The sequence below is a fragment of the Hymenobacter rigui genome (assembly GCF_003944715.1).
Lineage (GTDB): Bacteria > Bacteroidota > Bacteroidia > Cytophagales > Hymenobacteraceae > Hymenobacter > Hymenobacter rigui.
Map to the genome: position 1 here is coordinate 307,365 of NZ_RWIT01000004.1, position 12,590 is coordinate 319,954.

Annotated in this window: 6 protein-coding genes; all 6 read left to right on the top strand. The window is 59.6% G+C overall.

Annotated elements, in window-relative coordinates; translation table 11 throughout:
• The first annotated feature begins 56 nt into the window (after positions 1-56).
• The 6 genes from EI291_RS10420 (at position 57) to EI291_RS10445 (ending at position 12,563) form a co-directional block, all read left to right on the top strand.
• Positions 57-2,825 (top strand): substrate-binding domain-containing protein, encoded by a 2,769-nt coding sequence (locus EI291_RS10420; RefSeq protein WP_125419754.1) that lies wholly within the window; start codon positions 57-59, stop codon positions 2,823-2,825.
• Positions 2,826-3,299: 474 nt separating this feature from the next.
• On the top strand, positions 3,300-6,455 hold the full coding sequence (locus tag EI291_RS10425; RefSeq protein WP_125419755.1) for a SusC/RagA family TonB-linked outer membrane protein: 3,156 nt from the start codon (positions 3,300-3,302) through the stop codon (positions 6,453-6,455).
• A gap of 117 nt (positions 6,456-6,572) precedes the next feature.
• Positions 6,573-8,294: a RagB/SusD family nutrient uptake outer membrane protein gene (locus EI291_RS10430; protein ID WP_125419756.1), complete on the top strand. Its 1,722-nt coding sequence runs from the start codon at positions 6,573-6,575 to the stop codon at positions 8,292-8,294.
• A gap of 149 nt (positions 8,295-8,443) precedes the next feature.
• Positions 8,444-9,778, top strand: a complete 1,335-nt coding sequence (locus tag EI291_RS10435; RefSeq protein WP_125419757.1) for a sugar porter family MFS transporter — start codon at positions 8,444-8,446, stop codon at positions 9,776-9,778.
• 130 nt (positions 9,779-9,908) lie between these two features.
• Complete coding sequence (locus EI291_RS10440) at positions 9,909-10,799, top strand: carbohydrate kinase family protein (RefSeq protein WP_170172595.1); 891 nt, start codon at positions 9,909-9,911, stop codon at positions 10,797-10,799.
• Positions 10,800-11,039: 240 nt separating this feature from the next.
• A complete protein-coding gene (locus EI291_RS10445) occupies positions 11,040-12,563 on the top strand; it encodes a glycoside hydrolase family 32 protein (protein WP_125419758.1) in 1,524 nt (507 codons plus the stop codon).
• The last annotated feature ends 27 nt before the right edge of the window (positions 12,564-12,590 follow it).

A 12,590-nucleotide genomic window follows, 5' to 3' on the forward strand; every position in this document is an offset into this window, starting at 1 on the left:
ACTATACTGCAATGGGATATTCCCGGCGAAGATAAGCTTCTGTGTATCTTTCGGCAATGCCCACTCTCATCCTCCCTTCCTGGTTGAAGCGCAGCAATTGGTGGCTGTGCGCGGTGCTGCTCGTACTGATGAGCTGCTCCCGCTCAACTCCCAAGCGCCAGTATACCATTGGGTTTTCGCAGTGCACCAACGGCGACGCCTGGCGGCAGGCCATGCTGGCCGGCATGCAGAAGGAGCTGAGCTTCTACCCCGAGGTGCGCTTCCGCATGAAGGACGCCAAGTACAGCTCGGCCCTGCAGGAGCAGCAGATTCGGGAGTTTCTCAAAGAAGGCATTGACCTGCTGATTGTATCGGCCAACGAAACCGAGCCGGTAACGCCCATTGTGGAGGAGGTGTACAACCGGGGCATTCCGGTGGTGATTCTTGACCGGCGCACTACCTCCAAGCTCTACACCGCCTACGTGGGCGGCAATAACCTGGAGGTGGGCCAGACGGCGGCCAACTACGCCGCCGGCCTGCTGGGGGAGCGGGGGCAGGTGCTGGAAGTGCTGGGCGCCCCCGGTTCCAGCCCCGCCATCGACCGGCACCGGGGCTTCGCGCAGGCTCTGGCCGCGTACCCGGGTATGCAGTTGGTGGCGCAGGTAAACAGCAACTGGGAGCGGCCTTCGGTACTGGCGCGGCTGCCCAACGTGTTACGGCAGCATCCCGAAATCGACCTGATTTTTGCCCATAACGACCGGCTGGCGCTGGGTGCCTACCAGGTGTGCAAGCAGCTGGGCCGGGAGCGGCAGGTGCGCATTGTGGGGGTAGATGGCCTGCCGGGGCCGCACGGCGGCATTCAACTGGTGCAGGACGGTATCATCAACTCCACGCTGCTGTATTCGCCGGGTGGGGAGGAAGCCATCCGGACTGCCATGCGCATTCTGCAGCGCCAGCCCTTCGAGAAGGAAAATCCGCTTAGTACCATGGTCATCGACTCGACCAACGTGCTGACGATGAAGCTGCAAACCGAAAAGCTCAGCAGCCAGCAGCAGGATATTCAGCGGCAGCAGCGGCTGTTGCAGCAGCAGCTGGCCACGTATGCCAGTCAACAAACGGTACTCTACGTGCTGGCGGCGGCCCTGCTGGGCGCGGCCGGGCTGGGCATATTGGTGTGGCGGGCCTTCCGGGCCAACCGGCGCATCACGCGGCGGCTGGCCTTGCAGAACGAGGAAATCCGGGCCCAGCGCAACCAGATTCAGGAGTTTGCCGAACAGGCCCGGGTGGAAACGGAGGCCAAGCTGCGCTTCTTCACCAATTTCAGCCACGAGCTGCGCACCCCGCTCACCCTTATTCTGGGGCCGGTGGAGGAAATGCTGACCAGTGGCCCCCAACTACCCGCCGCTCAGCGCCACGACCTGAGCCTGGTGCGGCGCAACGCCCAGCGCCTGCTACAGCTTGTCAATCAGCTCATGGATTTCCGCAAGATTGACGTGGGCAAGATGCCGGTGCGCGCCACCGAGGGAAATTTGGTGGCTTTCGTGCGCGAAATCATGGACGTGTTTGAGCGGCCGGCCCGGCAGCGCGGTATCCGGCTCCGGTTTCTGCCCGCCGAGCCGGCCCTGCCGCTCTGGTTTGATGCCAACGTGCTGGATAAGGTGTTTTTCAACCTGCTCAGCAATGCCCTCAAATTCACGCCGGAAGGCGGCCAGATTACGGTGAGTATGCAGCGCGTGCCCGCCGAAAAAGCCGTGCGCGTGAGCGTGGAGGACACCGGTCGGGGTATTTCGGAGCAGGACCGGGCCCACATTTTCGAGTGGTTTTACCAGGGCCAGCAGTCGGTGGCGAAGGGCTCGGGGATGGGTCTGGCGTTGGCGTTGGGTCTCACGCGGCTGCACCAGGGCACACTCAGCTTCACCAGTCAGCCTGGCCGGGGCAGCACGTTTGTAGTAACGCTGCCGCTGGAACTGCCCCAGGAGCTGAAATCAATGGAAGCCATAGCCCCTGTCAACCTTGGCTTCTCGGTGGAGGAGGACCTGCCGCCTGCTTTGCGCCCCGAGCCCGAAGCGGCCGTGAGTGGGAGCGAGGCGCTGGTGCTTGTCATCGAAGATAACCCTGAAGTTAACGCGTTTCTGGTGCAGAAGCTGCGGCCCCACTTCCAGGTCAGCACGGCGTTTGATGGAGCCCGGGGCCTGGAACTGGCCGCCGACAGCATCCCTGACCTGATTATCTGCGACGTGATGCTGCCCGAGCTGAGCGGGCTGGAAGTGGTGGCCCGACTCAAAAGCGACTGGCGCACCTCGCACATCCCGGTGGTGCTGCTCACGGCCCGGGGCGCTTCGGAACAGCAGGTGGAAGGCGTGCAGGCCGGTGCCGATTTATACCTGACCAAGCCTTTCAACCCCACGTTTCTGCTGGAAAGTGTACGGACGCTGCTGAGCAACCGGGAGAAGCAGCGGGAGCATTTCCGCCGGGAGCTGTCGGTGCAGACGGCCACCGTGGCCCCGCAGCGTGTGGACCAGAAATTCCTGGCCGACCTCACCGCCATTGTGGAAGCGAACCTCTCACGCTCCGAGTTGAACGTGGAAGACGTGGCCCGCAGCCTGGGTATTTCGCGGGTGCAACTGTACCGCAAAGTGAAGGCCGTACTAGGTACCGGGGTTACGGATTTCATCCAGGGCATCCGCCTCACCAAGGCCCGCCAGCTGCTGCTCTCCGATGAGCTGACCATTGCCGAAGTGGCGTATCAGCTGGGCTTCTCCTCGCCCTCATATTTCTCCACGTCCTTCAAAGCCCGCTACCAGGTGTCGCCCTCCGAGTTCCGGGCCCTGCACACCACGGCGTAAGTATCAGCAGGCAGCATAAGGCTTGTTGTTATCAAAGCTGTCATTCCGAGCGAAGCCGAGGCATCTTGCGTGCTGACGTCAGGATTACCACTGCAACATCAGCACGCGAGATGCCTCGGCTTCGCTCGGAATGACGATCCTACTAACCTACCATCCATGAATCTCAAGTGACCGTGACGCATGATGCGCATCAGGGCTTCAATTTTTGAAAATCAGGTATCAAAATTGAAACCCAATCGGATACAGGCGTGGATGAAGTAGGGTTTAATTGATTGATTAATAATGATTAAGGAAAAGGTTTGAGTGTGAGTCAAAATCGAAACACTTTGAGCGAATAGAAGAAGCGGCTGGGAAGGAGGGAGTGAATATTTGGGCACCAAGTCGGCTGAAAATCTGGCCCGACTTGAGCCGGGCGCAGTTCCCCAGACGGCGGGTCGGTAGCTTAGGAATTCACACCTTTCCAATTCCCACTTCATGAAAGACAAGTACCCCCTGCTGCGTCCGGCAGTTGGCCTGACGCTGCTCTCGGCCTTGGCGGCTGCGGCCACAACCCCAGCTGCGGCGGCCCCCGCCGAAGCCCGCACCCCGCACCTGGCCGACGTGAAAGTATCCGGCCGCGTGGTGGACGAAAATGGCGCCGGCATGCCCGGTGTTACTATAGTAGCCAAAGGCACGGCCCTGGGCACCTCCACCGACGCCGACGGTAATTTCACTCTCTCGGTGCCCGACAACGTGACCACCCTACTCTTCTCCTTCGTGGGATATAAGTCGCAGGAAGTGGCGGTGAGCGGCGCGGCCATCAGCGTGACGCTGGCCCCCGATGCGGCGGCCCTGGACGAGGTAGTAGTAACCGGCTACCAGACCCAGCGCAAAGCCGACCTGACCGGTGCGGTAGCCGTGGTGAAGACCGAGGAAATCCGGGACATGGCCTCCAACGACGTGACGCGCAACCTGCAGGGCCGCGTGCCGGGCGTGCAAATCACCACCGACGGTGCACCCGGCAGCGCCGCCACTGTGCGCATCCGGGGCTTCGGCACGCTGGGCAACAACGACCCGCTGTACGTTATCGACGGCATTCCCACAAAGGAAGGCATCAACCAGATCAACCAGAACGACATCGAGAGCATTCAGGTGCTCAAAGATGCCTCGGCGGCCAGCATCTACGGCTCCCGGGCCGGTAATGGCGTGATTATCATCACAACCAAAAAGGCCAAGAAAGGCGCTACCCGGGTAGACTTTTCGACCTTTTTCAGCGTGCAGACGCCGGGCCCGCACCTGCAGATGCTGAACACGCTGGACTACGGCACGGTGTACGCCCGGGCCGCCATCAACGACGGCAAAGTGCCCAGCCTGCCATACTACAACTTCCAGACCTCGCGCGACGCCAACGGCAACATTGTGCTGAACGGGGTGAGCACGCCGGAATTTATCGACGCCGATAAAACCATGCGCGCCGCCGACACCGACTGGTTCAAGGAAACCCAGCAGAACGCCCTCATCCAGAGCTACAACCTGAACGTGAGCAGCGGCAGTGAGCGGGGCGGGGCCCTGTTCTCGCTGAACTACTACGACAACTCGGGTACGCTGAAATACACCGGCTTCGACCGGATTACGGCCCGTCTGAACTCGGACTACAACTTCCTGGGCGGCAAGCTAAAGGTGGGCGAGAACCTAACCCTTGTGAAGTCGCAGCGGGCGGAGTACGACCTGAATCTGGTGCGCGACCGGACCACCCAACTGCCCTCCATTGTGCCGGTGCATACCGTGGATGGCGTGGGCTGGGGCGGCCCCGTGGCCGGCATGAGTGACCGGGACAACCCCCTGCGCCTGCTCACCGACAACAAGCAGAACCGCTCCAACACCGGCCGGGCCTTCGGTAACCTGTTCGCCGATGCCGAGATTCTGAAAGGCCTGCACCTGCGCACCAGCTTCGGCATCGACTACAGCCTCTACAAGTTCCGGCAGATCTACAAGACCTATAAGGCCGGCTTCCTCTCGGAGCAGAACAACCGCGTGACGGACAACAACCGTTTCTGGGGTAACTGGGTGTGGCAGAATACGCTGAACTACGACGTACTGCTGGGCGGCAAGCACCAGCTGGGCGTGGTGGCCGGCTCGGAGCGCATCAGTTACTACGACGAAAGCAGCTACGCCTCGCGCACCAACTTTGCCTCCGAAGACCCCAACTACGCCTACCTCGACGGCGGCGCGGCTAACAAGGACAACGGCGGCGGGGCCACGGCCTATCGGCTGGCCTCGTATTTCGGCAAAATCAACTACAGCTTCGCCGACCGGTACCTGCTTTCGGCCACCATCCGCCGCGACGGTTCCTCCCGCTTCGGGGCCGATAACCGCTTTGGCGTATTCCCGGCACTGTCGGCGGGCTGGCGCCTGAGTGAGGAAACGTTTGTGAAGGATAATGCCGGATTCCTGTCGGATCTGAAGCTGCGGGCCGGCTGGGGCCAGACCGGCAACCAGGACATTGCCAACTTCGCCTCCCTGGGCCTGTATCAGTCGCTGCTGGGCACCCTGGACCCGAACTTCGAGTACGACCGAGGCACGGCTTACGACATCTACGGCAACGACACAGCACTGCCCTCGGGCTACCGCCGCTTCCAGCGCCCTAACCCCGCCCTGAAGTGGGAAACCACCACCCAAACCAACGTGGGCGTGGACTTCGGTTTCCTGGAAAACCGCCTGTCGGGCTCGGTGGATTACTTCGTGAAGAACAGCAAGGACATTCTGGTAAACCTGCCGTACCTGGCGGTAGTAGGGGAGGGCGGCGACCAGTTTGTGAACGGGGCCTCTATTCAGAACAAGGGCTGGGAATTCCTGCTCAGCTACCAGAACAAGCTGGAAAACGGCATCAGCTACAACATCTCCGGCAATCTGGCCAGCTACCGGAACAAGCTCACCTACCTGCCCGCTGAGGTAATCAATGCCTACGGTGGCAACGGCCAGGATGTAACGCGCCTGGGCCACTCCATTAACGCGGTGTACGGCTATGTGGCCGATGGCCTCTACCAGAATGCGCAGGAAGTAAGCGAAGGTCCCACGCAAATTGGCGCCGCCCCCGGCCGCATCCGCTACAAAGACCTGAACGGCGACGGCAAAGTGGACAACTTCGACCAGACCTGGATTACGGAAGGCGTGCCGAATTTCAACTACGGTCTGAACCTGGGCGCGGGCTTCAAGGGCTTTGATGTGCAGGTGTTCTTCCAGGGCGTGCAGGGCCTCGATGCCTTCAACAACTCCAAGTTCCGTACGGATTTCGCGTCTCTGGCGACAGGTGAGAACTGGGGCCAGCGCCTGCTCAATGCCTGGACGCCCACCAATACCGGCTCCACCATTCCGGCCGCTACGCTCATCAACACCAACAACGAGGGCCGCGCTTCCACTTACTTCATCGAAAATGCCTCGTACCTGAAGCTGCGCAACGTGCAGGTAGGCTACTCCCTGCCGGAAGGCTTCACCACGAAGCTGAAGCTCCAGGGCGTGCGGGTGTATGTGCAGGGCCAGAACCTCTTCACCATCAAGAGCAAGGAATTCACTGGCCCCGACCCCGAGGTAACTAACTATCAGTACCCGGTACCCCGCATTTTCTCGACTGGCCTCAACGTGACTTTTTAGAGCGTGGTGCTTGGTGTTGAGTGCTTAGAAGGTGTAAACGCGCCTCAGCACCCACGCTACCAACCGCACAACTCTGCAACTACGCACTAGGCACGAACAACTAAGCACTAAATTCCCATGAAATTCTTTAAACCCACCATACTGGCCCTGGGCCTGCTGGCTTCGGCCACGGCCTGCAACGATAGTAAGTTCCTGGACGTGGAGCCCATTGGGGCTCTCAGCGACGACCAGCTGAACACGCCCGCCAACATTGAAAAGCAGGTTATTGCCGCTTACTCGCAGCTGGGTAATGACGTGTACCGGGCTCCTTACACCAGCATGTGGCCCTACGGCAACGTACGCGGCGGCGACGCCTATAAGGGCGGCAACGGCACCGCCGACGTGGACGCGTTCCACTTCTACGAAACCTTCTCGTTCAACCGCGTGGACGTGGGCAACACCGACGAGCTGTGGTTCCTGATTTACATCGGGGTGTCGCGCTGCAACGATGCACTGCGCCGGCTGGATGTAGTGGATGCCTCAGCCATGCCCAACAAGGCCGTGCGCCAGGGCGAAATGCGCTTTTTGCGCGGGCATTATTACTTCCTGCTGAAAGAGCTGTTCAAGCGCGTGCCCTACATCGACCAGATCGTACCCACGGACAAGTACGGCGAGGTATCGAACGTGGCGCTGAGCAACGACGAGCTGTGGACGAAAATTGCCGACGACTTCCGCTTCGCCGTCGCCAACCTGCCCGAAACCCAGCCCGAAATCGGGCGGGCTACCAAGTCGGCGGCGCAGGCGTACCTGGCTAAAACGCTGCTGTACCAGGCCTATGTGCAGAGCGAAACCCACGCGGTAACCAGCATCAACCAGTCCAAGCTGCAGGAAGTGGTGACCCTGACGGATGCCGTTATCAGCTCGGGCAAGTACTCCCTGCACCCGGATTTCGCCACCAACTTCCTCACGGTGGGCGACAACGGGGTGGAATCGGTATTCGCTATTCAGTTTTCGCGCAACGACGGCACGCCCAAGGGCCGGGTGCAGCGCGGCAACGAACTGGCCTACCCCATGAACCCCGACTACGGCTGCTGCGGCTTCCACCAGCCCAGCCAGAACCTGGTGAATTCCTTCAAGACCGATGCCCAGGGTCTGCCGCTGTTCACCACCTTCAATAACACCGACCTGACCACGCCCCAGGACTTCCAGACCAACACCGTGGACCCGCGCCTCGACCATACGGTGGCCATTCCTTCGCACCCGTACAAATACTCACCGCCGTTCATTTTCGACACATCCTGGCTGCGCGACCAGAACACCTACGGCGTATACATGTCGATGAAGGAAACGGTGTTGCCCTCGGACCCCAGCTTCCAGAAAACGCCGCCCTTCATGGGCTCGTCCAAGAACTGGGCCCTCATTCGCTACGCCGATGTGTTGCTCTGGAAAGCCGAAGCCCTCATTGAGCTGGGCCGGCAGTCGGAAGCGCTGCCCATCATCAACCAGATTCGGCAGCGGGCTGCCAATAGTACTGCCCGCCTCAAAACCACGGCTGGCACCAGCACCTCCAACTACAAAATCGGGCAGTACCAGAGCGGGCAGTGGACCCAGCAGTACGCCCGGGAGGCGCTGCGCTTTGAGCGGCGGCTGGAATTTGCCATGGAAGGCTACCGGTTCTTTGACCTGGTGCGCTGGGGCATTGCCGGCCCGTATCTGAATACCTACTTTGATAAGGAGAAAACCAAGCGTCAGTACCTGCAAACCGCCCGCTTCACCGTGGGCCGCGACGAATACCTACCGATTCCGCTAAATCAGATTAACTTCAGCAAAGGCCTCTACAAGCAGAATCCCGGCTGGTAACGGGGGTAGTCAAACCGTCATACTGAGCGCAGCCGAAGCATCTCTCTCTCTGACTAACCAATCGGCATTGCAACGAAGCGGGAGAGACGCTTCGGCTACGCTCAGCATGACGTGCTGCTTGCCTAATTCACCACTTGAATTTTCCACCCGTGAAAAACAACAACGTATTCTTTTGGTCACTCGTCGTGGCGCTGGGCGGCTTTCTGTTCGGCTTTGATACGGCCGTGATATCCGGAGCCGAGCAGGCCATTCAAAAGCTTTGGGGCCTTGATTCAGTAAAGCATGGCTTTACTATTTCTGTAGCACTCATTGGCACTGTGTTCGGGGCTATGTTCGGTGGTATTCCATCCGACAAGCTTGGTCGTCGCCAAACCCTTATTTGGATTGCCGTGCTGTATTTCGTGTCAGCGCTGGGCGCGGCGGTTACCTCCAACTGGGTGCTGTTCATGGTATTCCGATTTCTTGGTGGTTTAGGAGTAGGAGCTTCCTCCGTGACAGCTCCACTCTACATATCAGAAATAGCACCAGCAGCCAAGCGCGGGCAGATGGTGGCCATGTTCCAGTTCAACATCGTGTTCGGAATTCTGATAGCCTATCTGTCTAATTACTTGCTGGCGGGCACAGGGCAGAATGACTGGCGCTGGATGCTGGGTGTACAGGCCGTGCCTGCCGCCGCATTTTTCGGCCTGCTATTTCTTGTGCCTGAAAGCCCCCGCTGGCTCATTGGACAGGGACGGGTAGAGGAAGGTCGTGCCGTGCTGCACAGAATTGATTCAACATCAGCTGATGAGTTGGTAACTACCATTCTTACCACGAATACGGATGATCAAACCAAAGGCGGAGCTTCGTTGCTGGCCCCGCAATACCGCATGCCGGTACTACTGGCGGTATTATTTGCGGTGTTCAACCAAGTGTCGGGCATCAATGCCATTATTTACTACGCCCCGCGCATTTTCAAAGAAACCGGCCTGGGAGCGGAATCGGCATTATTATCATCAGCGGGCCTGGGCCTGATAAATCTGATATTCACATTGCTGGCTCGCCAGATCATTGACCATTTTGGTCGTCGTAAGTTGATGTTTGTGGGGTCAGTAGGTCTGATTATTACCTTGGCCTTAGTGTCGTGGGCGTACGCAACGCATAGCTTTCAGGCATTTGGTGGCATGCTGGTTCCAGGTTTACTGTTCGTGTACATTGCCTTCTTTGCCTTCTCGCAGGGTGCAGTTATCTGGGTGTTCATCTCGGAGATATTCCCCAACTCGGTTCGTGCTAAAGGACAGGCGTTAGGTTCCAGCACTCATTGGGTGATGGCCGCCCTGATTTCCTTTGCCTTTGTACCGCTTTCAGAGAAGATGGGTGGAGCCCTGACCTTTGGCTTGTTCAGCGCCATGATGGTGCTGCAGCTGCTGTTCGTGTGGCGTCTGATGCCCGAAACCAAAGGCACCAGCCTCGAGCAGATGGACAAAACGCTGGTGCTGCATTAAGAATTGACCGTCATGCTGAGCTTGCCGAAGCATCTCTACCGCTTCGTTGCAATGCTAGACCAACGAAGCGGTAGAGATGCTTCGACAGGCTCAGCATGACAGTCGTTTTGGGACCCAATTTTCAAGTAAAATGTCTAAGACAATCGTTTGCTTCGGCGAAATTCTCTGGGACGTGCTGCCCACCGGCAAGCAGCCGGGCGGCGCGCCCTTCAACGTGGCCGTGCACCTGCATCAGCTGGGCCTGCCCGTAGAGCTCATCAGCCGCGTGGGCGACGACGAGCTGGGCCAGGAACTGACGGATTTTGTGGCCAGTAAAGGGCTTTCCACCGCATACCTACAACAGGGCAAAACCCACCTCACCGGCGTGGTGAAAGCCAACGTGGACGACGCCAACGAAGTAACTTACAAGATTGTGCAGCCCGTAGCCTGGGACTATATCCAGTATGAGCCCGCGCTGGAGCAGCTGGTAGCCCAGGCCGATATGCTGGTGTTTGGCTCCCTGGCCGCCCGGCAGGCCGGCACCCGCGAAACTCTGTACCGCCTGCTGGAGCACGCCCGCTTTAAGGTGTTCGATGTAAACATGCGCCCCCCGCACTACACCAAGGAAGTGGTGAAATACCTGCTGGAAAAGGCCGACCTCGTCAAGATGAACCACCACGAACTGGCCGAAATCATGGCGTGGTTTACCCCCGAAACCGACCGGGAAGCGGCCATGCAATGGCTGGCCGAGCGGTTTAAGCTGGCTGCCGTGTGCGTTACCTGCGGCGCCGACGGGGCCATGCTCTGGACCAACGGCCACCTGTACCGTGCCCCCGGCGTGAGCGTGCAGGTGCGCGATACCATTGGCAGCGGCGACGCGTTTCTGGCGGCTTTGCTCAAGGGCTGGCAGGCTGGCCAGGAGCCCGGCGAGGCTCTACGTTTCGCCTGTGCTACCGGTGCGCTGGTAGCTACCCATCAGGGAGCCACACCCACCTTCACCGAAGCCGATGTACGAGCCCTGCAGGCCGAACCGGCGGTGTAGCTGCACCACACCAGCACGTCATTCCGAGCGTAGCCGAGGAATCTCGCGTGCTGATGTTGCAATGGTAACGTCATGCTGAGCGAAGTGGAAGCCTCTCTACCGCTTCGTTGAAATTACCACCTCAATATTAGCACGCGGGCTTTCCTGACTTCGCTCCGCATGCCCCGCGGACAGCAATACATGTCAGTGCCCGCAACCACCGCTCGGCGTCACTGCTTTTCGCCCCACCCATTCCTTTCGATGAAAAAAACCTTTCTGTTTACGTTGGCCCTGGCCATTGGCACCCAACTGACCCAGGCGCAAACCCAGCCGGCCGCGCCGGTGCCGCCCGCTACGCCGCAATACCGGCCCGCCTACCACTTCACGCCCGCCGCACACTGGATGAACGACCCCAACGGCATGGTGTACGTGAACGGCACCTACCACCTGTTTTTTCAGCATTACCCCGAGGGTATGGTATGGGGGCCCATGCACTGGGGCCACGCCACCAGCCGCGACCTGGTAAGCTGGCAGGAGCAGCCCATTGCCCTGTTTCCGGACAAGCTGGGGATGATTTTCTCGGGCTCGGCGGTGCTGGATGTCAACAATACGGCCGGGTTCGGCAAAAATGCGCTGGTAGCCATCTTCACCTACCACAACCCCGATGAGGAAAAGAAAGGGACCAACAAACACCAGTACCAGGGCATAGCGTACAGCCTCGACGAGGGCAAAACCTGGACGAAGTATCCTGGCAACCCCGTGCTGCCTAACCCCGGCATTCAGGACTTCCGCGACCCGAAAGTGAGCTGGAATCCGGTGGCCAAACAATGGGTGATGACGCTGGCTACCAAAGACCGGATTACCTTCTATGGCTCCCCCAACCTGAAAACCTGGGCCAAGCTCAGCGAGTTCGGCGAGAAGCTGGGGTCCCACGGCGGCGTGTGGGAGTGCCCCGATTTATTTCCGCTGACGCTGGGTGGCAAAACCTACTGGGTGCTGCTGGTGAGCATTAATCCCGGCGGACCCAACGGCGGCTCGGCCACGCAGTATTTCGTGGGGCAGTTTGATGGCAGGAAGTTTACGCCCACTACCACTACCCAGAAGTGGGTAGACTGGGGCCGGGACAACTACGCTGGCGTAACCTGGGCCAACACCGGTGCCCGCAAAATCTTTCTGGGCTGGATGAGCAACTGGGACTATGCCAACCAGGTGCCCACCTCGCCCTGGCGCAGCGCCATGACCACCCCGCGCGACTTAGCCCTGCGGCAGGTAGGCTCCGAAATCTATCTGACTTCGCAACCCGTACCGGAAGTGGCCAAACTCGCTCAGCCGGCCCGGAAGCTCACCAGCCTCACGGTGAAAAACGAGTTGAGTCTGGCCGAAAAGCTGCCTAGTCCTGGCACGCAGTTCCAACTCCGGATGAGCACCAAACAGCTCCGGGATTTTCAACTGGTATTCGGCAATGCGCAGGGTGAGGAACTGGTGGTTGGCTTCGATAAGGCCAAAAACGAATACTACATCGACCGGAGCAAGGTCGGCGACAACAGCTTCAGTCCGAAGTTTGCCGGCCGGGCACCCGGTCCGCGCCTGGCTACCAGCCCCGCTGCCGACCTCACGCTGCTCTTCGATGCTGCCTCGGTGGAAGTGTTTGCCGATGACGGCCTGACCACGCTGACGGATATTTTCTTCCCGAAACAACCCCTTACCACACTCAGCCTCCGGGCCCCCAGCGGCCTCACGGTTGAGACTCTAAGCTACGCTCAGTTAGCCGCATCGGCCAAGTAAGCAAAGTTGGGTATCACAGCAACGGCC